28 protein-coding genes are annotated in these 25,997 nt (G+C 66.3%); 12 read left to right on the forward strand and 16 right to left on the reverse strand.

The window, feature by feature from the left end:
- Window positions 1–21 precede the first annotated feature (21 nt).
- The 4 genes from ACI766_RS08690 to ACI766_RS08705 form a co-directional block, all read right to left on the reverse strand.
- Window positions 22–879, reverse strand: coding sequence for a pirin family protein (locus ACI766_RS08690; RefSeq protein ID WP_003116397.1), 858 nt, complete (start codon window positions 877–879; stop codon window positions 22–24).
- 139 nt (window positions 880–1,018) lie between these two features.
- The gene (locus ACI766_RS08695; RefSeq protein WP_003114806.1) at window positions 1,019–1,822 is read right to left on the reverse strand and encodes a VacJ family lipoprotein; all 804 of its coding nucleotides are present in this window, start codon (window positions 1,820–1,822) and stop codon (window positions 1,019–1,021) included.
- 3 nt (window positions 1,823–1,825) lie between these two features.
- Window positions 1,826–3,187 (reverse strand): alpha/beta fold hydrolase, encoded by a 1,362-nt coding sequence (locus tag ACI766_RS08700; protein WP_003114807.1) that lies wholly within the window; start codon window positions 3,185–3,187, stop codon window positions 1,826–1,828.
- 142 nt (window positions 3,188–3,329) lie between these two features.
- Window positions 3,330–3,551 carry a DUF2061 domain-containing protein gene (locus ACI766_RS08705; protein WP_003091551.1) on the reverse strand — a complete coding sequence of 74 codons (222 nt, stop codon included), beginning with the start codon at window positions 3,549–3,551 and terminating at the stop codon, window positions 3,330–3,332.
- Window positions 3,552–3,844: 293 nt separating this feature from the next.
- On the opposite strand from ACI766_RS08705, the gene ACI766_RS08710 reads away from it, so the two are divergent.
- The 7 genes from ACI766_RS08710 to ACI766_RS08740 all read left to right on the forward strand — a co-directional run bounded on the left by ACI766_RS08710 (window position 3,845) and on the right by ACI766_RS08740 (window position 11,046).
- Window positions 3,845–4,702: a glycine betaine ABC transporter substrate-binding protein gene (locus tag ACI766_RS08710; protein ID WP_021265067.1), complete on the forward strand. Its 858-nt coding sequence runs from the start codon at window positions 3,845–3,847 to the stop codon at window positions 4,700–4,702.
- Between the two features lie 217 nt (window positions 4,703–4,919).
- Entirely contained in the window at window positions 4,920–5,231 is a 312-nt protein-coding gene (locus tag ACI766_RS08715) for a DUF485 domain-containing protein (RefSeq protein ID WP_003091547.1), read from the forward strand.
- Window positions 5,228–6,883, forward strand: coding sequence for a cation acetate symporter (locus ACI766_RS08720; protein WP_003091546.1), 1,656 nt, complete (start codon window positions 5,228–5,230; stop codon window positions 6,881–6,883). Before ACI766_RS08715 ends, ACI766_RS08720 begins: the two co-directional genes overlap by 4 nt.
- 89 nt (window positions 6,884–6,972) lie before the next feature.
- On the forward strand, window positions 6,973–8,772 hold the full coding sequence (locus ACI766_RS08725) for a cyclic nucleotide-binding/CBS domain-containing protein (protein ID WP_010793238.1): 1,800 nt from the start codon (window positions 6,973–6,975) through the stop codon (window positions 8,770–8,772).
- Window positions 8,769–9,395 carry a 3'-5' exonuclease gene (locus tag ACI766_RS08730; protein WP_003114810.1) on the forward strand — a complete coding sequence of 209 codons (627 nt, stop codon included), beginning with the start codon at window positions 8,769–8,771 and terminating at the stop codon, window positions 9,393–9,395. Before ACI766_RS08725 ends, ACI766_RS08730 begins: the two co-directional genes overlap by 4 nt.
- Window positions 9,396–9,503: 108 nt before the next feature.
- Window positions 9,504–9,662, forward strand: coding sequence for a DUF3309 family protein (locus ACI766_RS08735; RefSeq protein ID WP_003109182.1), 159 nt, complete (start codon window positions 9,504–9,506; stop codon window positions 9,660–9,662).
- 259 nt (window positions 9,663–9,921) lie between these two features.
- Window positions 9,922–11,046: a GNAT family N-acetyltransferase gene (locus tag ACI766_RS08740; RefSeq protein WP_023117706.1), complete on the forward strand. Its 1,125-nt coding sequence runs from the start codon at window positions 9,922–9,924 to the stop codon at window positions 11,044–11,046.
- A 32-nt stretch (window positions 11,047–11,078) separates the two neighbouring features.
- On the opposite strand, the gene ACI766_RS08745 is transcribed toward ACI766_RS08740, so the two are convergent.
- From ACI766_RS08745 to ACI766_RS08765, 5 genes are all read right to left on the reverse strand, one after another.
- On the reverse strand, window positions 11,079–11,345 hold the full coding sequence (locus ACI766_RS08745) for a DUF2790 domain-containing protein (RefSeq protein WP_003091540.1): 267 nt from the start codon (window positions 11,343–11,345) through the stop codon (window positions 11,079–11,081).
- A gap of 281 nt (window positions 11,346–11,626) precedes the next feature.
- Window positions 11,627–13,459 (reverse strand): ABC transporter ATP-binding protein, encoded by a 1,833-nt coding sequence (locus ACI766_RS08750; protein WP_003109184.1) that lies wholly within the window; start codon window positions 13,457–13,459, stop codon window positions 11,627–11,629.
- A gap of 62 nt (window positions 13,460–13,521) precedes the next feature.
- Window positions 13,522–14,085, reverse strand: coding sequence for a peptidylprolyl isomerase PpiA (gene ppiA, locus ACI766_RS08755; protein ID WP_016253153.1), 564 nt, complete (start codon window positions 14,083–14,085; stop codon window positions 13,522–13,524).
- Window positions 14,067–14,894, reverse strand: a complete 828-nt coding sequence (locus ACI766_RS08760) for an alpha/beta fold hydrolase (protein WP_003114813.1) — start codon at window positions 14,892–14,894, stop codon at window positions 14,067–14,069. Before ACI766_RS08760 ends, ppiA begins: the two co-directional genes overlap by 19 nt.
- Window positions 14,895–14,900: 6 nt before the next feature.
- Entirely contained in the window at window positions 14,901–15,830 is a 930-nt protein-coding gene (locus ACI766_RS08765) for a LysR family transcriptional regulator (protein WP_003091534.1), read from the reverse strand.
- A 199-nt stretch (window positions 15,831–16,029) separates the two neighbouring features.
- Between ACI766_RS08765 and ACI766_RS08770 the strand changes: the two genes are divergently transcribed.
- Together ACI766_RS08770 and azoR3 are read left to right on the forward strand one after the other, a co-directional pair.
- Window positions 16,030–16,347, forward strand: a complete 318-nt coding sequence (locus ACI766_RS08770) for a hypothetical protein (protein ID WP_003091533.1) — start codon at window positions 16,030–16,032, stop codon at window positions 16,345–16,347.
- 146 nt (window positions 16,348–16,493) lie between these two features.
- On the forward strand, window positions 16,494–17,135 hold the full coding sequence (azoR3, locus tag ACI766_RS08775) for an FMN-dependent NADH-azoreductase AzoR3 (protein ID WP_003114814.1): 642 nt from the start codon (window positions 16,494–16,496) through the stop codon (window positions 17,133–17,135).
- Between the two features lie 104 nt (window positions 17,136–17,239).
- Here the strand turns inward: azoR3 and ACI766_RS08780 are convergent, their stop codons facing one another.
- The 3 genes from ACI766_RS08780 to ACI766_RS08790 form a co-directional block, all read right to left on the reverse strand.
- A complete protein-coding gene (locus ACI766_RS08780; RefSeq protein ID WP_003162234.1) occupies window positions 17,240–18,139 on the reverse strand; it encodes a DMT family transporter in 900 nt (299 codons plus the stop codon).
- Between the two features lie 9 nt (window positions 18,140–18,148).
- The gene (locus tag ACI766_RS08785) at window positions 18,149–18,484 is read right to left on the reverse strand and encodes a tRNA-binding protein (RefSeq protein WP_003109191.1); all 336 of its coding nucleotides are present in this window, start codon (window positions 18,482–18,484) and stop codon (window positions 18,149–18,151) included.
- Between the two features lie 64 nt (window positions 18,485–18,548).
- The gene (locus ACI766_RS08790) at window positions 18,549–19,313 is read right to left on the reverse strand and encodes a helix-turn-helix domain-containing protein (RefSeq protein ID WP_003114816.1); all 765 of its coding nucleotides are present in this window, start codon (window positions 19,311–19,313) and stop codon (window positions 18,549–18,551) included.
- 146 nt (window positions 19,314–19,459) lie between these two features.
- On the opposite strand from ACI766_RS08790, the gene ACI766_RS08795 reads away from it, so the two are divergent.
- Together ACI766_RS08795 and ACI766_RS08800 are read left to right on the forward strand one after the other, a co-directional pair.
- A complete protein-coding gene (locus tag ACI766_RS08795; protein ID WP_003091510.1) occupies window positions 19,460–20,272 on the forward strand; it encodes a UDP-2,3-diacylglucosamine diphosphatase in 813 nt (270 codons plus the stop codon).
- Window positions 20,269–21,324: a glycosyltransferase family 4 protein gene (locus ACI766_RS08800; RefSeq protein WP_015649197.1), complete on the forward strand. Its 1,056-nt coding sequence runs from the start codon at window positions 20,269–20,271 to the stop codon at window positions 21,322–21,324. Before ACI766_RS08795 ends, ACI766_RS08800 begins: the two co-directional genes overlap by 4 nt.
- On the opposite strand, the gene ACI766_RS08805 is transcribed toward ACI766_RS08800, so the two are convergent.
- Both ACI766_RS08805 and ACI766_RS08810 read right to left on the reverse strand, forming a co-directional pair.
- Complete coding sequence (locus ACI766_RS08805; RefSeq protein ID WP_003124349.1) at window positions 21,314–22,705, reverse strand: protein CyaB; 1,392 nt, start codon at window positions 22,703–22,705, stop codon at window positions 21,314–21,316. The two genes, ACI766_RS08800 and ACI766_RS08805, sit on opposite strands and share 11 nt — an antisense overlap.
- A gap of 216 nt (window positions 22,706–22,921) precedes the next feature.
- Window positions 22,922–23,239 carry an Mpo1-like protein gene (locus ACI766_RS08810; RefSeq protein WP_003114819.1) on the reverse strand — a complete coding sequence of 106 codons (318 nt, stop codon included), beginning with the start codon at window positions 23,237–23,239 and terminating at the stop codon, window positions 22,922–22,924.
- Between the two features lie 142 nt (window positions 23,240–23,381).
- Between ACI766_RS08810 and ACI766_RS08815 the strand changes: the two genes are divergently transcribed.
- On the forward strand, window positions 23,382–24,395 hold the full coding sequence (locus ACI766_RS08815; RefSeq protein ID WP_003114821.1) for an AraC family transcriptional regulator: 1,014 nt from the start codon (window positions 23,382–23,384) through the stop codon (window positions 24,393–24,395).
- A gap of 22 nt (window positions 24,396–24,417) precedes the next feature.
- On the opposite strand, the gene ACI766_RS08820 is transcribed toward ACI766_RS08815, so the two are convergent.
- The gene (locus ACI766_RS08820) at window positions 24,418–25,062 is read right to left on the reverse strand and encodes an ABC-type transport auxiliary lipoprotein family protein (RefSeq protein WP_003109195.1); all 645 of its coding nucleotides are present in this window, start codon (window positions 25,060–25,062) and stop codon (window positions 24,418–24,420) included.
- Window positions 25,059–25,997, reverse strand: coding sequence for an MlaD family protein (locus ACI766_RS08825; protein WP_003114822.1), 939 nt, complete (start codon window positions 25,995–25,997; stop codon window positions 25,059–25,061). Before ACI766_RS08825 ends, ACI766_RS08820 begins: the two co-directional genes overlap by 4 nt.

The raw sequence follows: 25,997 nt of genomic DNA on the forward strand, positions 1-25,997 counted from the left end.
GAAGGGCGGCTCGCGCACGGCTCAGACGGCCAGGACACCGTCGCGATAGTCGCGTAGCGCCTGCTCGATTTCCTCGCGGCTGTTCATCACGAACGGACCGTACTGGACGATCGGCTCGCGCAACGGCTTGCCGGCGAGCACCAGTACCCGGGCGCCGGCTTCGCTGCGCAGGCTCAGTTCCCCTTCTTCGGACAGCCGAGCCAGGCGATTGGTGGCGATTTCCACCGGGCGTTCGCCTTCCACCGTCAGGCTGCCTTCGTAGACGTACAGCAGCACGCGATGGCCGTCCGGCAGGCGCGGGGCGATGCGGCCGCCGGCAGGCAGTTGCAGGTCGTAGTAGTGCGGCTCGGTGTCCGGCCTTTCCACGGCGCCGATCTGCTGCGCCTGGCCGTCGTCGAAGCGACCGGCGATCACCGTGACCTTCACGCCTCCGGCGGTTTCCAGGCGCGGCACGTCTTCCGGCTCGATATCGCGATAGCCGGCCGGGGCCAGCTTGTTCTTCGCCGGCAGGTTGACCCACAGCTGGAAGCCACGCATCGCGCCTTCCACCTGTTCCGGCATCTCGCTGTGGATGATGCCGTGGGCGGCGGTCATCCACTGTACGCCGCCGGGCTTGAGCAGGCCGCGATTGCCGAGGTGGTCTTCGTGGCGCATACGCCCTTCGAGCATGTAGGTCACGGTCTCGAAGCCGCGGTGCGGGTGCGAAGGGAAACCGGCGACATAGTCATCCGGGTTCTGGGTATCGAACTGGTCGAGCATCAGGAACGGGTCGAAGCGTTCCGGGGACGGGCCGCCGATCACGCGGGTCAGGCGGACGCCGGCGCCATCGGAGGCGGGGTGGCCGGTATGCAGTTCGAGGACATCACGGTAGCGGGTCATGGGAACCTCCTGGTTCGTGTATGGCTCGATGATAGTCCTCTACGATCGATATATGGATGCGAGTTTTATGTGATTCCTATCGATTTATTGAATCGTTCTGAGGAAAAGAAACCGCCGCACAGGGCGGCGGTTCTTCGTCTCACTCGGCGATCTGCAGCTTGCGCGCCTCGGTATAGATGTAGCGCAGTTTCTCGTACTCGAACGGCGAGTTCATCTGGCCGTAGCGGAAGCTGGTGTTGTAGCGCTTGTCCACCACGCGCAGGGCGGTGATCTCCGGGTGGTCGCCGCTGGCCTGGGGAACGTTGAGGTAGTTCACCTGGTATTCGCCGACGTAGTCCACCACCAGTCCGCCGGTGTCGCGCAGGTTGGACGGGCCGAGGATCGGCAGCACCAGGTAGGGGCCGCTGCCCACGCCGTAGAAGCCGAGGGTCTGGCCGAAATCCTCGCTGCGCTTGTGCAGGCCCATCCTGGTCGCAGGGTCCCACAGGCCGAGCACACCGAAGGTGGTGTTGAACAGCAGCCGCGCGGTGGTTTCCATCGCCGCCTTGCCCTTCAATTGGGCGAGGTTGTTCAGCAGATTGGGCACGTCGCCGAGGTTGTCGAAGAAATTGCTCACGCCGCTGCGGACGAAGTGCGGGGTGACGTATTCGTAGCCTCGTACCACGGGCAGGAACACCCACTCGTCGAAGCGATAGTTGAAGTGGTAGACCCGGCGGTTCCAGGATTCCCAGGGATCGTACATGTTCAGTGCGTCGAGGGTGGCGCGCTCGAATTCGCGTTGATCCAGGCCGGGATTGAACTTGAGTTGGTCCAGTGGACGGCTGAAACCGTCGCCGTCGAGCTGGCGTGGCGGCAGTTCGGCCGGCGCGGCGGCCTCGTCGGCCTGGGCGCTGGCGGCAGCGCTCAGCAGAAGGGCGAACATCCAGTGTGCGGTTCGGCTCATCGATCAGTTTCCTGCCTGCTGGGTGAGGGCCGCGCTGGCGACCTGGGTCTGTCCGGCAGCGGGCGTGGCGAAGAAGTCCAGCATGTCCTGCGCGTTGACCTTGTAGTTGAGGTTGCCGCAGTGACCGCCATAGGGATAGACGGTCAGGCGTTCGCCGAAGGTCCGGCGGAGGAAGCCGAGGTCGCCCGGGCCGAGGATGACGTCGTCGGCGTTGTGCATCACGGCGATCTTCGGGCTGTCGTGCAGATAGTCCTGCAGCTTGTAGAGGCTGACCTGGTTGACCAGTTGGGTCAGGCTGCCGCCGTCGTAACGGGCTCGCCACATCGGGATCAGTTGCTCGGTCATGTAGCACTCGAAGTCGCACTGTAGCGCGCGCTTGAAGAAGGGCTCCAGGCTGGTGCCTTCGTTGATCGGGTAGTTCGGCGGGGTGATCAGGCCGCGACGGTTGACCAGGTCCGAGGTGAAGGCGATGTCGGCGGCGGAGAAGCGGAACGAGGTGCCGATCAGCATGGCCATTTCTTCGTTGCTCAGGCGTTGCTTCGACTGCTGGAAGTCGTAGAGCATGGCGTCGTTGATGTCGACGTAGCCTTTCTGCCGGAAGTAGCGGGTCAGCTTGCTCAGCACCACCTCGTAGAAGGTGCGCGAGTCAGTGATGCCCTTGACCTGGGTTTCCACCAGTTTGTCGAGGTTGCTCACCGAGGTGTAGAGGTTCACCGGTGGGTTGAGCAGCAGCACTTTCTTGAAGTTGAAGCTCCGGCGGCTTTCGTCGAGGTGGCTGACGAACGCGGCGTTCAGCGCCCCCAGGCTATAGCCGGTGAGGTAATAGTCGGTCACCGGCAGGTCGCGCTGCTGCGCGCGCACCGCCTGCATCACCCGGTACAGGTCATCGGCGTCGTCGCTGGAAAAGCCCGGTGTGGCGAAGCGCGAGGCGCTGGCCATGAAGTCCCAACTGGTCGGCGAGGACAACTGCACCACGTGGTAGCCGGCCTGGTAGAAGAGCTTCTTCAGGTATTCCGGGAAGCTGCTGGCGTAGTGGGCGCCAGTCCCGGCAATGATGAAGATCAGCGGCGCCGCATGATCCTGGCGGGCCAGGCGGTAGCGCAGCTTCTTCACCGGCCAGAAGTTGTCCGGCAGGGCGAACTCGCGCTCCGGGCGCAATTTCAGGCTGTAGTCCTTCTGGTCGATGTCCTCGCTGTGCGGAAGCTCGGGACGCAGTTCCGGCGGCGTGGTGGCGATGGTCGCCTCGAACGGGTTGGTCAGTGGATAGCCGTAGCTCGCGGCGTCCACGTCCCGGGCCTGCGCCAGATTGGCACAACCGAGGGCGAGGCCGCCGAGCAGGGCAGCGAAACGGAGGAAGTGGGGCATCGGGGGAATCCCTTCGAGGGAAAAGTACTGAGTGAATATACTGCCGCTATGACAACTGCAAGCCTCAGTAGTGCAGTGGGTTATTGCAGCCAGCGTTCCAATCGGTCTTTCCCGCCTCTTGCCGTGCCTCGCGAATATCCCTTCAGGCGTGGCGGTGCAGCCAGCCATGGGCGCTAGCCGGGCGCGGCGCGCCGTCTTTCTCGAAGCGTTTCCAGATCTTCTCGTGGAAGTAGAAACCGACCGAGTTGCACAGCGGCTCGACCGCCGCCACCAGCCCGCCGACCGCTATGCTGCCGGTCAGCGCATAGGCCACGCTGAAGGCGATGATGAAGTGCATGACGGTGAAGGTCAGGGTCTTGAGCATGGCTGCTCTCCTTTGATCGAGAATCATTCCTCTTTGGCGAAAGCCTATCCAGGCGCTCGGCCAAGCGGAAATCGGCCTGTCCAATCGAGTGCATAGAGCGCTTCGATCGCACTGTCTCGGAGCACATCCGCAGCGTGCCGCAGCGCAGTTCGAGGCATGTCGTTATCGGGTGCGATAGGTGTCGTTCTCAGAGCAGTCCGCCGTCCGGGCGCGCCGATGATGGACGGCGGCACCGCAGAGTGCCGCGACCGCCGGGGAGCGTCCCCGTCGGCATAGAACAAGGGGTACGTCTGATGCGAATGATGCGACGACTGTTGTGCTGGAGTGCGGGCCTGGCAATGTCGGCGGCTGTGGGGATGGCGGCCGCGGCGGACAAGCCGGTGATCACCATCGGTTACGTGGACGGCTGGTCGGACAGCGTGGCGACCACCCATGTGGCCGCCGAGGTGATCCGCGAGAAGCTCGGCTACGAGGTGAAGCTGATGCCGGTGGCGGCGGGGATCATGTGGCAGGGCGTGGCGCGCGGCAAGCTCGATGCCATGCTCTCGGCCTGGCTGCCGGGCACCCACGGCGCCTACTACGAGAAGATGAAGGATAAGGTGGTCAACCTTGCCATCAACTACCCGGACGCACGCATCGGCCTGATCGTCCCCGAATACGTGAGCGCCAACGGCATCGCCGACCTCCAGGCGCAGAAGGACGCTTTCGGCGGCCGCGTGGTGGGTATCGATGCCGGCGCCGGGGTGATGATCAAGACCGACGAGGCGATCAAGCAATATGGCCTCGACTACAAGCTGGTGGCCAGTTCCGGCAGCGGCATGATCGCCGAGCTGACCCGTGCCGAGAACGAGAAGAAGCCGGTGGTGGTGACCGGCTGGATTCCGCACTGGATGTTCGCCAAGTGGAAGCTGAAGTTCCTCGACGATCCGAAGAAGGTCTATGGCGATACCGAGCATGTCGACACCGTCGCCAACCCGGCGCTGGAGGCCAAGGCCAAGCCGGTCTGGGAGTTCCTGAAGAAGTTCGGCTGGAAGGATGGCAACGAGGTCGGCCAGGTGATGCTGGCGATCCAGGAGGGCGCCAAACCCGAGGATGCGGCGAAGCAGTGGGTGGCGGCCAACCCGGGACGGGTCAAGGACTGGGTGCAGTAGCACGGCTGGTTCGATCGGGGAACGCCGTGCCCGGGCAACCGGGCACGGCGTTTTTCCTTGCCGAAGGCTGGCTCCGGAATCTGCCGGAAGGCCCGGGAATACCGGTCTAGAGCGGCTGGCGAAACGCTACGACTAAAGTCGTCTGGAGCGCTTGCACCAGCGTCCTACAGTGGATATCGACGACATTCCGCGTCACCCCGCTGTGAGGATAAAAACAATGAACGACAGCATCTACCAGCGGATTGATACCAATCCGCGCTTCAAGGAGTTGGTGGCCAAGCGAGAGCGTTTCGCCTGGATACTTTCTTCGATCATGCTTGGCCTCTACGTGATATTCATCCTGCTGATCGCTTTCCAGCCGCAGCTGCTGGGCGCGCGTATCAGTCCCGATTCGTCCGTGACCTGGGGCATCCCGATGGGTGTCGGACTGATCCTTGCCGCGTTCATCCTGACCGGCCTGTACGTGCGTCGCGCCAACGGCGAGTTCGACAGCCTGAACCAGGAAATCCTCAAGGAGGCGCAGCAATGATCGCTCGTCTCCTTGCCGCGCTCGGCCTTGCGGCCTTCGCTCCGGCCCTCTGGGCCGACGCGCTGACCGGCGACGTGCAGCGCCAGCCGCTGAACGTCTCGGCCATCGTCATGTTCGTCGCCTTCGTCGGCGCGACCCTCTGCATCACCTACTGGGCATCCAAGCGCAACCGCTCGGCGGCCGACTACTATGCCGCAGGTGGCCGCATCACCGGCTTCCAGAATGGCCTGGCGATCGCCGGCGACTACATGTCGGCGGCATCCTTCCTGGGTATTTCGGCGCTGGTCTTCACTTCCGGCTACGACGGCCTGATCTACTCGATCGGCTTCCTGGTCGGCTGGCCGATCATCCTCTTCCTCATCGCCGAGCGCCTGCGCAACCTGGGCAAGTACACCTTCGCCGACGTCGCCTCCTACCGCCTCAAGCAGAAGCAGATCCGCACCCTGTCGGCCTGCGGCTCGCTGGTGGTGGTGGCGTTCTACCTGATCGCGCAGATGGTCGGCGCCGGCAAGCTGATCGAGCTGCTGTTCGGCCTCAACTACCATGTCGCGGTGGTCCTGGTGGGCATCCTGATGGTGCTCTACGTGCTGTTCGGCGGCATGCTGGCGACCACCTGGGTGCAGATCATCAAGGCCGTGCTGTTGCTTTCCGGCGCCTCGTTCATGGCGATCATGGTGCTCAAGCACGTCAACTTCGACGTCAGCACGCTGTTCTCCGAAGCCATCAAGGTGCATCCGAAGGGCGAGGCGATCATGAGTCCGGGCGGCCTGGTCAAGGATCCGATCTCGGCATTCTCCCTGGGCTTCGCGCTGATGTTCGGCACCGCCGGGCTGCCGCACATCCTGATGCGCTTCTTCACCGTCAGCGACGCCAAGGAAGCGCGCAAGAGCGTGTTCTACGCCACCGGTTTCATCGGCTACTTCTACATCCTGACCTTCATCATCGGTTTCGGCGCGATCCTGCTGGTCAGCACCAACCCGGACTTCAAGGACGCCACCGGCGCGCTGATCGGCGGCAACAACATGGCGGCGGTGCACCTGGCCGACGCGGTGGGCGGCAGCCTGTTCCTCGGCTTCATCTCGGCGGTGGCCTTCGCCACCATCCTCGCGGTGGTCGCCGGGCTGACCCTGGCCGGGGCCTCGGCCGTCTCCCATGACCTGTACGCCAGCGTGTTCAAGGGCGGCAAGGCCAACGAGAAGGACGAGCTGCGGGTCTCGAAGATGACCACCGTGGCCCTGGGCGTGGTCGCCATCGTGCTCGGCATCCTCTTCGAGAAGCAGAACATCGCCTTCATGGTCGGCCTGGCCTTCTCCATCGCCGCCAGCTGCAACTTCCCGGTGCTGCTGCTCTCCATGTACTGGAAGAAGCTGACCACCCGCGGCGCCATGATCGGCGGCTGGATGGGCCTGATCACCGCGGTGGGCCTGATGGTCCTCGGCCCGACCATCTGGGTGCAGATCCTCGGCCACGAGAAAGCCATCTACCCGTACGAGTACCCGGCGCTGTTCTCGATGATCGTCGCCTTCGTCGGTATCTGGTTCTTCTCCATCACCGACAAGTCGGCGGCGGCCGACGAGGAGCGGGCGCGCTTCTTCCCGCAGTTCATCCGTTCCCAGACCGGCCTGGGCGCCTCTGGCGCGGTGGCCCACTAAGCGCTACGTGAAGACGTAGCCCGAGGCGGCGGCCGGATTTCCGGTCCGCCGCCTTTCGTTTCAGCGTCCCGGTTACAGCGAGATGAGCCATGCCTGACAGTTTCAACTTCGCCTCGCCGCCCTTCGACCAGTTGCGTCCCCATCAGCGCGAGACCCTCAAGCAGGCCCTCAGCGTAGGCTACTACGCGCCGGGGGAAACCTTGCTGGAGGCCGGTTCGGCGGTCCCCGGGCTGTTCGTCCTGCTCAAGGGCGTGGTCGAGGAGCGCGGCGACGACGGGCGAGTGTTCGCCCAGTACGCCGCGGACGACCTGTTCGACGTCCGCGGGCTGTTTTCCGGCAGCAGCAAGCATCGCTACCTGGCGATCGAGGAAAGCATCGTCTACGAACTGCCGGCCAGTTGCTTCCACCAGTTGTGCGGGGAGAACCCGGGTTTCGCCCGGTTCTTCCAGGCCGACCTGGCGGCCAAGCGCCAGTTGGCCCAGCGCGACGGGCAGAACCTTGCCGAGTTCATCCTTACCCGCATCGCCCGCGAGCACTTGCTGCCGGCGCTGGAGGTGGAGGCCTCGCTGTCCCTCGGCGACGCCGCGCGCCTGCAATTGAGCCACGGCGCCGATGCCCTGCTGGTGCGGCTGGAGAGGGACGGGCCCGAGCTCGGCATCGTCACCCGCACCGACCTCATGAGCGCGCACTTCCGCGACGGGCGCAGCGAGCTGGAGGCGATCGGGCCGTTGGCCCATGGTCCGCTGGCCAGCGTCGAACTGGGCGATTTCCTGTTCGACGCGATGATCCTCATGACGCGCCAGCGTATCGAGCGGGTCGCGGTCACGGAGGACGGTCAGGTGATCGGCCTGTTGCACCTGACCCAGGTGCTCAGCCTGTTCTCCACCCATTCCCACGTCCTGGCGCTGCGCATCGCCCGCGCCGACGACCTCGGCGACCTGCGCCGCTGCGCGGAAACCCTGGACACCCTGATCGCTACCCTGGCCGGCAACGGTATCCGCCTGCGCTTCATCATGCAGCTGGTCAGCGCGCTCAACGAGCAATTGCTCGAACGGCTTTTCGAATTGTTGCTGCCGCCAACCCTGCGCGGGCGCTGCTGCTTGCTGGTGATGGGCAGCGAAGGACGCGGCGAGCAGTTGCTGAAGACCGACCAGGACAATGCCCTGGTCCTGGCCGACGATCTGCCGCAGGAACAGGCCCTGGCGATGATGCAGCGCTTCAGCGCGGCCTTGCTGGAGTTCGGTTATCCGCCCTGTCCCGGAGGGGTGATGGCCAGTCGGCCGGAATGGTGCAAGCCGCTGGCGGCCTGGCAGGCGGAGCTGCGCGGGACGCTGCTGGAGGGCAAGCCGGAGCAGCTGTTGCGCCTGTCGATCCTGGCCGATGCCTGGCCGGTGGCCGGCAACCTGCAGCTGTTCGAGCCGTTGCGTCGGCAACTGCGCGGTTTCGCCGACGGCGGCGAGCGCTGGCTGGTGGATATCGCGGCGGCGGCCCTGCAATTCGATACGCCGCTGACCTTCCTCGGCCAGCTGAAAACCCAGGACGCCCGCCTCGATCTCAAGCGCGGCGGGATCTTCCCCATCGTCCACGGCATCCGCACCCTGGCCCTGCGCGAAGGCCTGGAGACCCGCGGGACCCTGGCACGGATCGAGGCGCTGAAGCGACACAAGGTCCTCGAAGCACGCCTGGCGGACGACCTGAGCGAGTCTTTCGAGCTGTTCCTGCAACTGCGCCTGACCCGCCAGTTGGCCGGCCAACGCGACGGTCGCCAGCAGGGCCTGGACGTCAGCGGCATGAGCCGCCACGATCGCGACATGCTGCGCTACGGCCTGCATGTGGTGAAGAAGTTCAAGCAGAGCGTGGCCCGTCAATTCCACCTGGAGACCCGATGAACACCATGGTCAAGTTGCCCGACAGCCGCTGGCCGGGCTGGCGCCGCCGGCTGTACTGGTGGATGCACGAGGCGGTCGAGGCGGAGGAAGTGATCTCCCTCGATCTCGAGACCACCAGCCTCGACCCGCGTCGTGCCGACATCCTCAGCATCGGCGCGGTGCTGGTGCGGCGCGGCAAACTGGTCATGGGCGAGCGCCTGGAACTCTACGTCGAGCCGCCGCCGAGCCTGGATGCGGAGTCGATCCGCATCCACAAGCTGCGCCGCGCCGACCTGGAGGGACAGTTGCAGCTGGAGCAGGCCCTGCGCCAGGTGCTGGCGTTCATCGGCGACCGACCGCTGCTGGGCTACTATCTGTCGTTCGATGTCGCCGTGCTGAACCGGCACCTGCGCCAGCTCCTCGACCGACAGTTGCACAACCCCTCCATCGAGATTTCGTCGCTGTACCACCGGAAGGTCAGCCGGCATTTTCCCGACGCACACATCGACCTGCGCTTCGACACCCTGGCGCGGGCCCTGGATGTGCCGGTCAGCGGTCGCCACACCGCCCTCGGCGACGCCCAGGCGGTGGCGCTGATGTTCATGCGTCTGCTCAAGGGGCCGGCGCCCAAGGTCATCCACTGAGGCTGGAGGTCGCGGATTTATTGAATCTTCGTTGCTCGGCGGGGGTCGAGAACTACAAGGGCGGAATCTCCCGCCCTTTGCCCCATGAGCCGAACAGGAGCGACGCCCATGAGTCTCGGTACGATTCTTCTGATCATCCTGATCCTGCTGCTGATCGGCGGCCTGCCGGTCTTTCCTCATTCGCGCAACTGGGGCTACGGGCCCTCGGGGATCATCGGCGCATTGCTGGTGGTGCTGTTGGTCCTGTTGCTGCTGGGCATGATCTAGGGCCCGATCGGGAATGCCGTTGCGGCGGGTATCGGCGGATAACGCCTCCGGCGTTATTCGCCCTACGCGGAGGGTTCCCAGCTTTCGCTCCGCCGTTGCGGCGGGGTATCGGCGGATAACGCCGTTGGCGTTATGCGCTCTACGTAGGATGGATCGAAGCCTTCGCTTGGTGAAGGGCGGTTTCATCGCGGGTCCGCCGGGCGCTTTTTTTCCATCGACCGGCTTCACTTGCCTTGCGTCTCGCGCCAGACTGGCGCGCATGCCGATCCAGACGCTTGCCACCCTTGCCGATATCGACGCCGCCGAGTGGGACGCCTTGCTGCCTCCCGCCCAGCCATTCCTGCGTCATGCTTTCCTGTCCGCGCTGGAAGACAGCCACAGCGTGACGCCCGCTACCGGCTGGCGCCCGGCTCATCGCGTGCTGCGCGATCCGCAAGGGCGGCTGTGCGCGGCGCTGCCGGCCTATGTGAAGGCGCACTCGTACGGCGAATACGTGTTCGACTGGAGCTGGGCCGACGCCTGCCAGCGGGCCGGTATCCGCTACTACCCGAAGCTGCTGGTAGGGGTGCCCTTCACCCCGGTCGCCGGTGCGCGCCTGCTGGGCGAGGACGAAGGGCTGCAGGGGCTGCTCGCGTCCCTTGGCGAGGAGGCCGAGGCGAGCGGTCTGTCGAGCATCCATGTGAATTTCACCGACGCCCGGGCGGACACCTTGCTTGCCGCGCGTGACGGTTGGCTCGAACGCCTGGGTTGCCAGTACCACTGGCACAACCGCGGCTATCGGGACTTCCAGGACTTCCTCGAGGCCCTCAGTTCGCGCAAGCGCAAGCAACTGCGCAAGGAGCGCGAACAGGTCGGCGGACAGGGCATCGAGTTCGAATGGCGGGAAGGCGGCCAGTTGTCCGAACTGGAGTGGGATTTCGTCTATCTCTGCTACGCCAACACCTACCTGGTGCGCGACCGCGATCCCTACCTGAGCCGCGAGTTCTTCGGCCTGCTGGCCGAGCGCATGCCGGAGGCGATCCGCGTGGTCTTCGCCCACCAGCGTGGCAAGCCGGTGGCGATGGCGTTCAGCCTGGTCGCTGGAGATACCCTGTACGGGCGCTACTGGGGATGCCTGGCCGAGTTCGACCGGCTGCACTTCGAGACCTGCTTCTACCAGGGCCTGGAATTCGCCATCGGCGCCGGCCTGGTGCGCTTCGACGCCGGCGCCCAGGGCGAACACAAGCTGATCCGCGGTTTCGAGCCGGTGCTGACGCGCTCCTGGCACTACCTGGCGCATCCCGGTCTGCGCGATGCCGTGGCGCAGTTCCTCGAACAGGAGCGGGCGGGTGTGCGCGCCTACGCCGAGGAGGCCCACGGCCTGTTGCCCTACCGCCAGGCCTGAAGGGGGCCGGAACGATAGGGCGTGGCGTCCGCTCAGCCGTTGCTGGTGCTGCCGCCCCATTCGAGGAAGCGGATCTTGTGCAGCTCGCCGCTATGGTCCTCGTAGACCACGGTCACCGGCACTACGCCGGTCCTGGTCGAATTGTCGGTACGGTGCAGGACATTCTTCACGTCCAGTTGCATGCCGTAGTGGTATTCCTCGACCGGCAGGCCGCGGCCCGGGTCCTTGTCCACGTCCTGGGCGAAGGCCATGGGGGCGAGGCTGGTGATGACGGCGGACACGACAGAGGCAAGTTTCATTCTGTGATTCTCCGTAGCGATGGGGCGAAATCCCCGGTACCGAGCACTGGCATCCTTGGTCGTCCGTGGCCGACGCCAGGTGGACGGGGACGATGCGGCAGGCGTCGGGATCGAGCCGGGGCACGGGTTCGATAAGAACACCGTTTCGCTGGCGGAAAAAATCGAAGCGCGTGCTAGTCGAGATCGACGGCGGTGATGATTGCCGCGAAAAGGCCCGTTGCAGAGCCTTTGACAAGGTCACCCAGGCCGGGCGGCGCGAGCCGCCGCCCGGTGCCGAGGCTTCAGTCGACGCCGACGAAGCCGCCGGTCTGGTGTTGCCAGAGGCGCGCATAGAGGCCGCCATGGGCGAGCAACTCGGCATGCGTGCCGCTTTCGGCGATGTGGCCCTTGTCCAGCACCACCAGGCGGTCCATGCGCGCAATGGTCGACAGGCGGTGGGCGATGGCGATCACCGTCTTGCCCTGCATCAGGGTCTCCAGGCTTTCCTGGATCGCCGATTCGACTTCCGAGTCCAGCGCCGAGGTCGCTTCGTCGAGGATCAGGATCGGCGCGTCCTTGAGCAGCACCCGGGCGATGGCGATGCGCTGGCGCTGGCCGCCGGAGAGCTTCACTCCGCGTTCGCCGACATGGGCGTCGAAGCCGCGGCGGCCCTCGGCGTCGCTGAGCAGCGGGATGAACTCGTCGGCGCGAGCCTTGCGCACCGCTTCCATGAGTTCCGCGTCGCTGGCGCCGGGGCGGCCGTAGAGCAGGTTGTCGCGGATCGAACGGTGCAACAGCGAGGTGTCCTGGGTGACCATGCCGATCTGCGCGCGCAGGCTTTCCTGGGTCACCCCGGCGATGTCCTGGCCATCGACCAGGATGCGTCCGCTCTCCAGGTCGTACAGGCGCAGCAGCAGGTTGACCAGGGTCGACTTGCCGGCGCCGGAAGGTCCGACCAGGCCGATCTTCTCGCCGGGCCGGACCTTCAGGTCGAGACCCTGGATCACGCCGCTGCCCTTGCCGTAGTGGAAGGCGATGTGCTCGAACTCCACCTCGCCGCGCTCTACCCGCAGCGGCTGGGCGTCCTCGCGGTCGACCACCTTGCGCGGCAGGGCGATGGTCTGCATGCCATCCTGGACCTGGCCGATGTTCTCGAAGATGCCGCCGACCACCCACATGATCCAGCCGGACATGTTGTTGATGCGGATCACCAGCCCGGTGGCCAGGGCGATGGCGCCCACCGAGATCAGCTCCTGGCTCCACAGCCACAGGGCCAGGCCGGTGGTGCCGGTGATCAGCACGCCGTTCATCACCGTGATGGTCACGTCCATGGAGGTCACTACGCGCCCGGCGCGTTGCGACTTGAGGGTCTGGTCGCCGATCGCTTCGCGGGCGTAGTCCTCTTCCTGGCGGGTGTGGGCGAACAGCTTCAGCGTGGTGATGTTGGTGTAGCCGTCGACGATCCGCCCCATCAGCTTCGAGCGCGAATCCGAGGCCTCCACCGAGCGGCGCTTGACCTGGGGAACGAAGTAGGCGAGGGCGCCGACGTAGGCGAACACCCACAGCACCAGAGGGATCATCAGGCGCCAGTCGGCCTCGGCGAACAGCACCAGGGCGCTGACGGTATAGATCAGCACGTGCCAGAGGGCGTCCACCACCTGCACCGCCGAATCGCGCAACGAGTTGCCGGTCTGCATGATGCGCTGGGCGATGCGCCCGGCGAAATCGTTCTGGAAGAAGCCGAGGCTCTGCTTGAGCACGTAGCGGTGGTTCTGCCAGCGGATCAGGTTGGTCATGCTCGGGTTGATGCTCTGGTGCACCAGCATGTCGTGCAGGGCGTTGAACAGCGGGCGCAGGACCAGCGCCACCACCGCCATCCAGATCAGTTCGTTGGCGTGCACGCGGAAGAACTCCGCGCTGGGCGTGCTCTGGGCGAGATCGACGATGCGGCCGAGGTAGCTGAACAGCGCCACCTCGATCAGCGCGACGATCAGGCCGACCACCAGCAGGGCCAGGAACACCGGCCAGACCTGGCGCAGGAAGTAGACATAGAAACGCAGCACTTCGCTGGGCGGCATGCGTTCGGAAGCACTGCGGAACGGGTCGATCAGACGTTCGAAACGACGATAAAGCATGATGGCTCTCTTCTGGAGCGGGCCCGTCCTGGGCCCGCCGGATCAAGCCCCTGCGGCTGGACTCAGAGGCGTTTGGCGGACAGGATCACCACGTCGTCGCTCGGCACGTCGGCGAAGCCGTTGCGGCGGGTGGTGGGAACCTTGGCGATCTGGTCGACCACGCCCATGCCACGCACCACCTTGCCGAACACGGCATAGCCGAAGTCGCGGGCACCATGGTTGAGGAAGTCGTTGTCGGTCAGGTTGATGAAGAACTGGCTGGTGGCCGAATCGACCACTCCGGTACGGGCCATGGCGAGGGTGCCGCGCTCGTTGAGCAGGCCGTTGTCGGCCTCGTTCTTGATCGGTGCACGGGTCTTCTTCTCCTGCATGCCGGCGCTGAAGCCGCCGGTCTGCACCATGAAGCCCGGGATCACGCGGTGGAACAGGGTGCCGTCGTAGTAGCCGCTGTCGACGTACTCGAGGAAGTTCTTCACGCTGATCGGCGCCTTGGCCGGATCGAGTTCTACCTCGATCTCGCCGAGGCTGGTGGAGATCAGGACGTGCGGCTTGGCGGCAGGAGTGGCGGCCAGCAGGGAACCGGCGAAGAGCAGGGTGCAGGCGGCGATCAGGAGACGTTTGAGCATGGTTGTTCCTTGGTTTTATCGATATCGGCGAGGAAGCCGAGCAGGGTGGTGTTGAAAATCTCGGGTTGGTCCATCGGCGTGGCGTGGCGGGAGTCCTCCACCACCACCAGGCGGGCGTCGGCGATCCGCTCGCAATAGGCCTGCTTCAGCGATACCGGCGTGTAGTCGCGATCCGCGCTGATCACCAGGGTCGGACAGGCGATCTCGGCCAATCGTTCCTGCACGCCCCAGCCGATGATCGCGTCGAGGCTGGCCAGGTAGGCGCGCTTGTCGTTCTCCGCCCAGCGCGCCTCGATCTTCTCTCGCAGCCCGGCCTGTTCCGCCTTGGGAAACAACAGCCGGCCGAGGGCGCGGCCGATGGTCCGCAGGCTGAGCAGGCGCGAGAGGAGCTTGCGCTTGGCCACCTCCAGATGTTCGCGAGGCTTGCGCGGGATGACTTCCGGAGTGCTGTTGACGATGGTCAGGCTGCGCAGCAGGTCGGGTCGGTCGCAGGCCAACTGGAAGCCGATCATCCCGCCCATGCTGATGCCGACCAGGTGTACCGGGCCGCAGCCGAGCCGGTCGAGCAGCGCCGCGCAGTCCTCGGCGAAGCCGGCCATGCTGTAGCCGCCGCGCGGCTTGCCGGAGCGGCCGTGGCCGCGCAGGTCCGGGACCAGCAGGCGGTAGCGGCCCAGCAGGGCCGGCAACTGGTATTCCCAGTCGCGGGCGCTCGAACCGAGACCGTGCAGCAGCAGGACCGGCGCGCGCTCGGTGGGACCGGGGTGGTCGTCGTAGACGAGGGTGCAGTCGCGGTGCTGGAAGTCAGGCATCTGCGTTCACTCGGCGGCCGGTTCGGGCGCCGCGAAGGGCGCGTTGAGCGGTACGTTGGCGAACGACTTGAGCATTTCCATGAGGATCTGGCTGGCCGGGCCGAGCGGCTTTTCCTTGTTGGTGTAGAGGTAGAAGCGGCTCTGCCGCACGCCGCCCTGGCTCAGCGGCAGCGGCTTGAGCTGGCCACTCTGCAGTTCGCGCTCGATGATGTGTCGCGGCAGCCAGGCGAAGCCCAGGCCGTTGCCGACGAAGGTCGCCGCGGTAGCCAGGCTGCCCACCGTCCAGCGCTGTTCGGCGCCCAGCCAGCCGTGGTCGCGCGGCTGTAGCCGGCCGCTGTCGCGGATCACCACCTGCATCTGGGTTTCCAGGTCCTGGTGGGTCAGTTCGCGTTGCAGGCGGTGCAGCGGATGGTCGGGGTGGGCCACGGCGACGAACTCGACCACGCTGAGGTCGGCGCCGAGGTGGCCGGGAATGATCAGGCCGCTGATCGCCAGGTCGGCGGCGCCCTGGATCAGCGCTTCCTCGACGCCGGAGAGCACTTCCTCGCGCAGCAGCACGCGACAGCCGCGGCTCTGCGGCATGAAGGCGGACAGCGAGCGGACGATCCGCGCGGTGGGGTAGGCGGCGTCCACCACCAGGCGCACCTCGGGTTCCCAGCCCTGTTCCATGTGGTGCGCCAGTTCCTCCAGTTGCCCGGCCTGCTTGACCAGTTGCCGCGAACGGCGCAGCAATACTTCGCCGGCCTCGGTCAGCACCGCCTTGCGTCCGTCGATGCGCAGCAGCGGCACGCCGAGCTGTTCCTGCATGCGCGCCACGGTATAGCTGATCGACGATTGCGAGCGGTGCAGGGCTTCCGCGGCCTGGGCGAAGCCGCCGTGGTCGACCACCGCCTGCAGGGTCCGCCATTGGTCCAGGGTTACGCGTGGCGCTTTCATTTCCGCCTCCTCGAATGCAGGGATGCCTCGCCGGCGTTTCCGCGGCCGGCAGGCGATGACGAGTGCGCCGGAGGGGCGACTTCGCTTATCGTGTCGTCGGCGTCCTGTACGGGGTAGCTGTCCATTCTCTTGACGTACGGGATGCCGTGGTTTTCAGGGTGTTGCCATTTTTCCATCTGTCGCTACCGGGAGTCCGGCCATGAAAAGGCTTTGCTGTTTCGCACTATCGCTGCTGCCCCTGTCCGCTTTCGCCTATCCGATCGAGGTCGACCCGCAACTCAACGGCACCGAGGTCTCCTACAGCACCCAGGACATCGGGCGCGACATGGGCGCGATCCTTCTCACCAACCTGGGAGGCCAGGCGGCAGAGTGCACGGCGGTGTTCCGCAACGGCCCGGAGACCCCGAAAGTGCGCAAGGGCGTGATCCAGCCCGGGCAGAACAGCAACTTCACCGCGCAATTCGGCCGCGACATCATCAAGTTGCGGATCAAGCTGACCTGCAAGATCGCGAAATAGAGCGTTCTCTCACCGAAAGACTAGGTGGTGCCTGTTTATAAATCAACCTGGTCGATATTTAACAGCGGTTTTTTCAACTTTTTAATCGATTAATCATTCTCTACCCTCACCTCCATCGTTGTAGCGCAGTGGGTGGAGGTCGAGTCATGTCCCGTGTCCTGGTTATCGAGAGCAGTGCCCGCCAACGGGGCTCGGTTTCCCGCCTGCTGACGGCGGAATTCATCTCCCACTGGAAAATCGCGCATCCCGCTGATCGCTTCCAGGTCCGCGACCTGGCGCGCGAGCCGCTGCCGCACCTCGATGAATTATTGCTGGGAGCCTGGACCACCCCCTGTGATGGCCATAGCGCTGCGGAAAGGCGCGCCCTCGAGCGTTCCAATCGCCTGACCGAGGAGTTGCGGATGGCGGACGTGCTGGTGCTGGCGGCACCGATGTACAACTTCGCCATTCCCAGCAGCCTGAAGAGCTGGTTCGACCATGTGCTGCGCGCCGGCCTGACCTTCCGTTACGCCGAGCAGGGGCCGGAAGGCCTGCTACAGGGCAAGCGCGCCTTCGTTCTCACCGCCCGCGGCGGGATCTACGCCGGCGGTGGTCTCGATCACCAGGAACCCTATCTGCGCCAGGTGCTGGGCTTCGTCGGCATCCACGACGTCACCTTCATCCACGCGGAGGGCATGAACATGGGCCCGGAATTCCGTGAGAAAGGCCTGGCGCGAGCCCGTGAGCGGATGCGGCAGGCGCTGGAAACCGACACCTCCCTTTGCGTCCCTCTGCCAACGCTCCGGTGATTGGACGCAGCACCCGGTCGAACCCCTTCCCCCCGCGTGTTCGACCGGGTTTTTTTATTCCCTGCGGACTTTCGATGGTTGCCGGTGTGACGGCCGGGGCGGATTCAGGCGCGCTCGGGATCGCCTCGTTCGTCGCCGACTGCGGTTTTCCTGCCCCGTGCACCGAGGCGCGCCGACAGCACGATGGCGAGGATGATCAGGGCACCGCCGAGGAACATCCGCGGCCCCGGCGTCTCATGGAACAGCAGCCAGGCGAAGGCGATCCCGTAGACCGGCTCCAGGGCGAATACCAGTGCCGCGGTGCGGGCCTTGACCACCGCCAGGCTGGCCACGAACAGGCTGTGCGCCAGGCCGGTGCAGAAGACGCCCAGCAGGGCCAGCCAGAGCCAGTCGAGAGCGGGTAGCGCCGGTAGTTCGCCGACCGCGAATGGCAGCAGGCACAGGGCGACTACCAGGTTCTGCCAGAGCGCCGCCTGCACCGGGCCGACCTGCCCGCTGTTGCTACGGTTGGCCAGCGACAGCAGGGCGAACAGCAGGCCGGAAAGGATCGCCCAGAGCAGGCCGAGGGTGGCGCTGCTGGCGAGGTCGAAGTTCGGCGTGACCAGCACCAGGCCAAGGCTGACCAGGACCACCAGCAGTCCTTCCGCGAGATGAATGCGCTCGCGGAAGAGCAGCCCTTCGAGGATTACCGTGAAGGCCGGGAAGCTGGCGAAGCCGAGGGTGGCGATGGCCACGCCGGCGGTCTTCACGGCGATGAAGAAACTCACCCAGTGGCCGGCCAGGAGCAGGCCGCAGAGCGCCAGGCGCAGCCATTGCGCGGGTCCCAGGGCGCGCCAGGCCTGGCCCGCGAGGCGGGCGAAGAGGCCGAGGGCGAGCACCGCGAACAGCGCACGACCGAACACGATCACCCCGGGGGAGGCGCTGGCCAGCTTGCCGAACACCCCGGTCAGGCCGAAGAGGAGGGCGCCGCCGTGCAGGGCGGCGAGGGCGGAACGTCGATTCATGGGGATCCTTCAGGCCAGGCGCGCACCGTTGGGCAGGGGCTTGTCGAAGCCGGCCAGGACCACCTTGTCCTCGCTATCGTAGACCCCGGTGACCAGGACCTCCGAGCGCACCCCGGCGATCTGCTTCGGAGCGAAGTTGCAGACGCAGAGGACCTGGCGTCCGACCAGTTGCTCGGCCTGGTAGTGTGCGGTCAGTTGCGCGCTGGAGGTGCGCAGGCCGAGCGGTCCGAGGTCGACCTCGAGGACATAGGCGGGTTTGCGTGCCTTGGGGTTGGGAGCGGCGCTGAGGATGGTGCCGACGCGCAGTTCGACGCGTTCGAAATCCTGCCATTCGATGATGTCCATGCTGACTCCTGTTCTGTCGATGGGCAGAGAGTAAGGAGTCGTGACGGATTTGTCTGTCGTGCGGCTAGCCGGTTTTGTCGCGGGACTCGCGACGCAGTTGTCGCGGGGTGACGCCGAACTCGCGGACCAGCGCTGCGGTGAAGGCGCTCTGCGAGGCGTAGCCGACCCGGGCGGCGATCTCGCCCACCGCCAGGCTGCTCTCCAGCAACAGTTCGTGGGCCTGGTGCAGGCGTCGGCTGCGCGCGTAGTCCATGGGCGTCTGTCCGGTCTCGGCGAGGAACAGGCTGTGGAAGCGCGCCACCGAAAGACCGGCCAGCCGCGCCAGGTCGGCTACCTGTAGCGGATGGGCGGCATGGCGGTCGAGGTAGGCGTCGAGGCTGGCCAGTGGCAGGCGGGGCTGCTGGCGCGGCGGCTGGCGCTCGCTGGCCAGGCTGGCGAGGAGCAGGCCGGCGCCCTGGTGGGCGATCACCGGGTCGTTGATCGGGCCGCTGGCCAGCCAGTTCACCAGTTGGCCCTGGGCGGGCGTCAGCGACAGCGCCTGCGGTCGCTCGAACAGCCGCCTGCCGGCTTCGGCGTGTTCGCCCAGGCCCAGCAGCAGGCTGCCGTCGCAGGGCAGGTCGAGGACCAGGCAGCGGCTGCCGGAGGGACTCGAGCAGGCATGCCGGGCTTGCGCCGGAACCACCGCGAAGGTCTGCCGCAACACGCGGCTGCCGCGCCCCTCGACCTCGAAGTCGAGGCAGCCGCTGAGGCCCAGGACCAATTGGGCATGGTCATGGCTGTGGACGATCTGGTCGTGGCTGTAGTGGCGCAGGGAAAGGATCGAACCCATGGCGAAGCTCCCGGAGGCAGGCGCCCAGTCTACCCGCTGGCGCCGGCGACAGACAGCCGGGCCCTGTCACGCAACGGTCGCCGGCCTGTCACAGTCGTTTCACCGGCGCCGGCCAAGATCGGAAAAACACCGTCGGAGACCCGCCGATGAGCACCGCGCAACGCTTCACCTCGAACCGCAAGCAGCGGGTCCGGACCCTGTGGATCTCGGATGTCCACCTGGGGACGCGGGATTGCCAGGCCGAACACCTGGCGGCGTTCCTCAAGCGCTACCACGCCGATCGCATCTACCTGGTGGGCGACATCATCGACGGCTGGAAGCTGCGCGGCGGCATCTACTGGCCGCAGGCGCACACCAACGTGATCCGCCGCCTGCTCACCCTGAGCAAGCGCGGCACCGAGGTGATCTACGTCACCGGCAACCATGACGAATTCCTGCGCCGCTATTCGAGCCTGATCCTCGGCAACATCCGCCTGGTCGACGAGGCGGTGCACAGTACCGCCGACGGCCGCAAGCTGCTGGTGATACACGGCGACCAGTTCGACGTGATCACCCGCTACCACCGCTGGCTGGCGTTCCTCGGCGATTCCGCCTACGAGTTCACCCTGCTCCTCAACCGTTGGCTGAACCACTGGCGGCGGCGCTGGGGCTACGGCTACTGGTCGCTGTCGGCGTACCTCAAGCACAAGGTCAAGACCGCGGTGAACTTCATCAGCGACTTCGAGGAAGCCATCGCCCACGAGTGCCACAAGCGCGGGCTCGACGGGGTGGTCTGCGGGCACATCCACCATGCCGAGATCCGCCGCATCGAGGGCGTCGATTACCTCAACTGCGGCGACTGGGTGGAGTCCTGCACGGCGCTGATCGAACACTGGGACGGCAGCATCCAGCTCTACCGCCTGGCCGAGGAGCAGGCGCGGCTGGCGGCGCAGGCCGCGGCGGTCGAGCCGGCGGCATGAGGCTATTGATCGTCAGCGACGCCTGGTTACCGCAAGTCAACGGAGTCGTCACCAGCCTGCTGGCCCTGCAGCGCGAGCTGGAACTGCTGGGCCACCAGGTACGGGTGCTGTCGCCCGCCGACTTCCGCTGCCTGCCCTGTCCCAGCTATCCGGAAATCCCCCTGGCCTGGAACCTCTGGCGCCTCGGCGGGCTGATCGAGGCCTTCGCCCCGGATGCCGTGCACCTGGCCACCGAGGGGCCGCTCGGCTGGGCCGCGCGGCGCTGGCTGGGCAAGCGCGGCCTGGACTTCACCTCGGCGATCCATACGCGCTTTCCCGAATACCTGCGTGACCGCTGTCCGTGGCTGCCGTTGTCCTGGGGCTATGCCTTCCTGCGCACCTTCCATCGGCCGAGCCGGGCGGTGCTGGTGAGCACCCCGCGCCTGCGCGACGAGTTCTGCGCCTGGCGCTTCCAGCACCTGCGGCTGTGGCGCAAGGGCGTCGATACCGAATTGTTCCATCCCGCCGAGACACCTCCGGCGAAAGAGCGGCCGCCGGTGTTCCTGTATGTCGGGCGGCTGGCGACGGAAAAGAACCTGGAGGCGTTCCTCGATCTCGAACTGCCGGGCGAAAAATGGCTGGTGGGCGACGGCCCGCAGCGGGCGGCGCTGGAGCAGCGCTATCCACAGGCGCGTTTTCTCGGCTACCGCCATGGCCGCGCGCTGGCCGACGCCTACCGGGCGGCCTCGGTGCTGGTGTTCCCCTCGCTGACCGATACCTATGGCCTGGTGATGCTCGAAGCCCTGGCCTGTGGCGTGCCGGTGGCGGCCTTCGCCGTGCCGGGGCCGCTGGATGTATTGCAGCAGGGCGTGACCGGGGTCATGCACGAGGATCTTGGCGAAGCCTGCCGCCAGGCGCTGGCGCTGGATCGCCAGGCCTGCGGGTGCTGGGCGCGAGAACAGTCCTGGCGGGTTTCGGCGGAGGAGTTCCTGGCTCTGCAGGCGAGCGGCCCGCGGACTGCGCCGGAATGGCGCGACGAACTGCCGGCGGCGTTCGACGAACTTAGAGGATGACCTTGTCGCGCAGGCGTTCGGCGGCCTGTTGCAGGGCCTGGATGACCCGTTCCTTGTCGTAGTTCTGGATGTTGTTGGTGTCCAGGTACATGGAGAAGCCGGGCAATTCGTGCTCGACGTAGCTGGGCGCGGCGCCGAGGTCGCGGCGCGAGTCCACCACCTGGTAGATCTGCACCGGGCGGCTGAAGCCCTTGACCGCGATCTGGCCCTTGTCGCGGCACATGATCACGTCCTTGATCAGCGAGTAGGTCTCGTGGGAAATGAGGATTTCGCCGGCTTCCGAGGCGCTTTCCAGGCGGCTGGCGAGGTTCACCTCGCGGCCGATGATGGTGTAGTCCATGCGCGTGTCGGCGCCGAAGTTGCCCACCGTGCAATAGCCGGTGTTGATGCCCATGCGGATTTCCAGCGGCTTGGTGATGCCCTGGGCCCGCCACTGCTGGCGCAGCACCTTCATGTGCTTGCGCATGGCGATGCCCATCGATACCGCAGCCACCGCGTCCTTCTTCGCGCCCTGGGTGCTGGGGTCGCCGAAGAACACCATGACGCAGTCGCCGACGAACTTGTCGATGGTGCCGCCGTACTTGAGGGCGATCTTCGACATTTCGTTGAGGTAGTTGTTGAGCAGGTCGGTCAGGGCCTCGGCTTCCAGTTCCTCGGATAGCTCGGTGAAGCCGCGGATGTCGGAGAAGAACACGGTGAGCTTCTTGCGCTGGGTTTCCAGGCGCACGCTCTTCTTGCCGCTGAAGATCATTTCCCAGACCTGCGGCGACAGGTACTTGGCCAGGTTGCGCGCGAGCCGCGCGGCCTTTTCCTGCTCGCGGGCGATCTCCTGGCGCACCTGGGCCAGGCGCAGGCCCTGCTGGTGGCCGAAGAAGGCGGTGATGCAGATGTACAGTCCGCAGAACAGGATGCTGACCGCGGCCACCTCGACCGGGGTATTGCCCAGCAGCGGCGGGGCGACGAGCACGGCGACCAGCAGGGCGCTGCTGGCCGATACCAGCAAGGCCATGCCGAGCAGGCGCAGGCCGCCGATGACCAGCGCGGTGAAGCTCAGCACCAGCAGGAACATCAGGCTGGGCACCACGGAGAAGCCGAGCAGCGCCATGCCCAGGCCACAGTGCACGGCGTCGACCGCGAGCAGGGCGCGGGTCACCTTGCGCGGGTCGTGCTGGCGGAAGCGCTGGCCGAGGTGGTACGCCAGGTGCGGGTAGAGCAGCGCATAGGGCACCATCCAGAGGATGCCGTAGCTGAAATACTGGGTGTAGGTTCCCGCCGCGATGCTGGCGCCACAGGCGATATAGGCCAGCACGCGCGAATAGTATTCACGCATGGACGCGACGGACCGGCTCGTCGGCGAGCGGTCGGGGAGGGTAGGCTTCATGCGCTGGAGAGGATCCCTGTGTATTTTCGTCCCGGCTCGGCCTCGTGAGCTTTCCGCCTGGGGAATGGCGGGTGGCCAGGTTGCTGGCGGAATCTTAACCAAGCGTTTGCGCGGCGGCCAGTGACAGCTGATCGATAGTTCAGGAAAGCGCGCCGATCCGGGACCGACGGTCGTCCCGGGGGAGCGACCGGCCCGGGGGCCAGCCGCGCGGATGGGTCAGAAGCGGATGCGGCCGGTGAAAGCGTCCTTGAGCATCACCCAGTCGCCCATGAACGACCACAGCGGGTACTTGAAGGTGGCCGGGCGGTTCTTCTCGAAGACGAAGTGGCCGACCCAGGCGAAGCCGTAGCCCACCAGCGGCAGCGCCAGCAGCCATAGCCACTGCTGGCTGGCCACGGCGTGGAAGAGCACCGCCAGCACCAGCAGGCTGCCGACGTAGTGCAGGCGGCGGCACACCGCGTTGCTGTGTTCCTGCAGGTAGTAGGGGTAGAACTCGGCGAAACTGTGGAAACGCTCGTCATCAGGGCTGCTCATGGAATGCCTCCTCTCGTTGTGTCCGCGCAGTGTAGTGCGGGCCGCACGATGTCGCGGATGACATACAGGGCCAGTTTAGTATCCTTGGGCCGCCAGGCCGGACGACGGTCGGCGTGCCTCCCGCCAGAACAAGAAGAGACCGATGCCGGAACGTACAACCTTGTCCAGCTGGGTCCAGGGCATCGTCCTCGCCCTGGAGCTGGAAGGCCTCGACGGACGCCAGCTGTTCGCCGAGCTGGGCCTCGACTACCAGGCCTTGCAGGACCCCGACGCGCGCTTCCCGCAGGACGCCATGAGCCGTCTGTGGCAGCGTGCGGTGGCGCTCAGCGGCAACCCGGCGATCGCCCTGAACATCGCCCGGGTCCGGCGCCCGGCTTTCCACGTCGTCGGCTATGCGCTGATGTCGAGCCGCAACCTGGCGGAAGGCTTCGCGCGCCTGGAGCGCTACCAGCGGATCATCGCGGAAGCGTCCGACCTGACTTTCCGCCGCACGCCGCAGGGCTATCGAATCGGCGTCACGGTGCATGGCGATCGCCTGCCGGCGCCACCGCAGAGTGCCGAATGCTCGCTGGCCTACCTGGTGGACATGGTCCGCTGGATCACCGGCCGGTCGCTGGACCCGCTGGCGGTGGAACTGCCCGGCGCGCCCCGCGAGCCGCTGGCACCCTATGTCGAGCTGTTCCGCGCGCCGCTGCGCTTTCACGCCGAGGAGTTCGCGCTGGTGTTTTCCCGCGTCGACCTCGAGACGCCGCTACCCTCGGCCAACGAGGCGCTGGCCCAGTTGCACGATCGCTTCGCCGGCGAATACCTGGCGCGTTTCAGTACCAGCCGCATTACCCATCTGACCCGGCAGACCTTGTGCCGGCTGCTGCCGCAGGGAGAGCCCAAGCGCGAACGGGTGGCCCAGGCGCTGCACCTGTCGCAGCGCACCTTGCAACGGCGCCTCCAGGAAGAAGGCACCAGCTACCAGCAACTGCTCGACGACACGCGCCGGGATATGGCCGAACAGTATCTCCAGCAGCCCGGCCTGACCTTGCTGGAAGTCGCCTACCTGCTGGGTTTCGCCGATCCGAGCAATTTCTTCCGGGCATTCCGCCGCTGGTTCGGCTGCACGCCCAACGAATACCGGGCGCGCCGCCAGGAGCGCCCGGGCTAGTCGCCAGGCCAGGCGGGACGCTTCAGGGCTGCACGGCGGGTTGCGCCGAGGCCTGGCGTAGGGTCCAGTCGAGAACCTGGGCCGACAGCGTATCGCCGGCCTTGCCGAAGGCGCTGACCACCGCCGCGACCTTCTTGCCATCCACCGGCTGGCTGACCTCGAAACGCCGGCTGGCGACCACGCGCTTGTCGTCGGTACGCACCAGGCGCGCGTCGTAGCGGATCAGCGCGCTGGCCTGGCCGTTCGGGTACTCGGTCTGGAAGGCGCGAAGGTCGCCGCCCAGTTCGAAATCGGCCTGCAGGTTGCTGTCGTCGCTGCTCAGGCCGCGGACCCGGCCGTCGGCCTGGAACGCCTGCATCAGACGGTCGCGCAGCAGCGACGGCGCCGGATCGCTCCAGCGCGCGCCCTGGTACACGCTGATTTCGTCGCCGTGCGGGCGCACCGCGATGCGCGGGCTCTCCAGCACCAGGCTGGTACGCGGCCGGGCGATCCGCAGCGACCAGTCGACCGGCCGCGCGGCGGCGCTGGCCGGAGGGTTGTGCACCGGTAGCAGGTAGACCTGGAGGACCTGCGCCTCCGGCAGGATCGAGCAGGCGCCGAGGGTGGCGAGCGCGGCCAGGCCGGCGGCCAGGGACAGGCGACGCAGCGGGCGAAGGGCGAGCCTCATGGGGTGAACTCCTTGGTTTTTTCCCGGCCCAGCAGGTAGTTCGCCGGGTTCTCTTCCAGGCGCCGGCTGATTCCGCGCAGTGCCGCCAGGGTATCGCGCAGTTCGCTGACCGCCGGGCCCAGCTCGGCGAGTCCCTGGATGCCGCCGTCCAGCGAGTGGCGATTCTCGCTGATCAACTGGTCGAGGGTGGCGCTGGTGCGCTCCAGCGAAGCCATGGTCTTGTTGGCGTTTTCCAGCATCCCCTTGCCTTGCTCGTTGAGCAGGCCGTTGGCGCTGCGCATCAACTCGCTGGCCTGGGCCAGGGCGGCGTTGGCCTGCCTGCTCGCCTGGGCCAACTGCTGCATCACCGCGCTGACGTTCTCGCGTTCGGCGGAGAGCGCGCCGGTGGCCTGGTCGAGATGGTCGAGGGTGCGGCTGATGCGCGCTGTGTTTTCCTCGGAGAGCAGGTTGCTGAAGCGCGCGATGAGCTGGTTGATGTTGCCCATCAGGTCTTCGCCGTTGCTCAGTAACTGGGTCAGCGGCGAGGGCGTGGCGACGATCACCGGGATCTTCCCGTCCTTGCCCTCCAGCATCGGGCTGGCGGGCGTGCCGCTGCTGAGCTGGATGATCGAGGTGCCGGTGATCCCGGTGAGCGCCAGCTTGGCGGTGGTGTCCTGCTTGATCGGCGCGCTGGCCACCACGCGGATGCGTGCCCAGACCTTGCGCGGGTCCTTCGGATCGAGGCGGAGGAAGGCCACGTCGCCGACCTTGATCCCGCTGTACTGCACCGAGCTGCCCTGGGAAAGGCCGCTGACCGCTTCGTTGAAGACGATGTCGTAGTAGTTGAACTTGCCCTCCGAGCCGGACTTGGCCAGCCACAGGCCGAAGAGCAGGGCGGCGCCGATCACGATCACGCTGAACAGGCCGATCAACACATGGTGGGCTCGGGTTTCCAT

The sequence above is a fragment of the Pseudomonas sp. DL genome (assembly GCF_047199225.1).
In the GTDB taxonomy this organism is placed as follows: Bacteria; Pseudomonadota; Gammaproteobacteria; order Pseudomonadales; family Pseudomonadaceae; genus Pseudomonas; species Pseudomonas aeruginosa.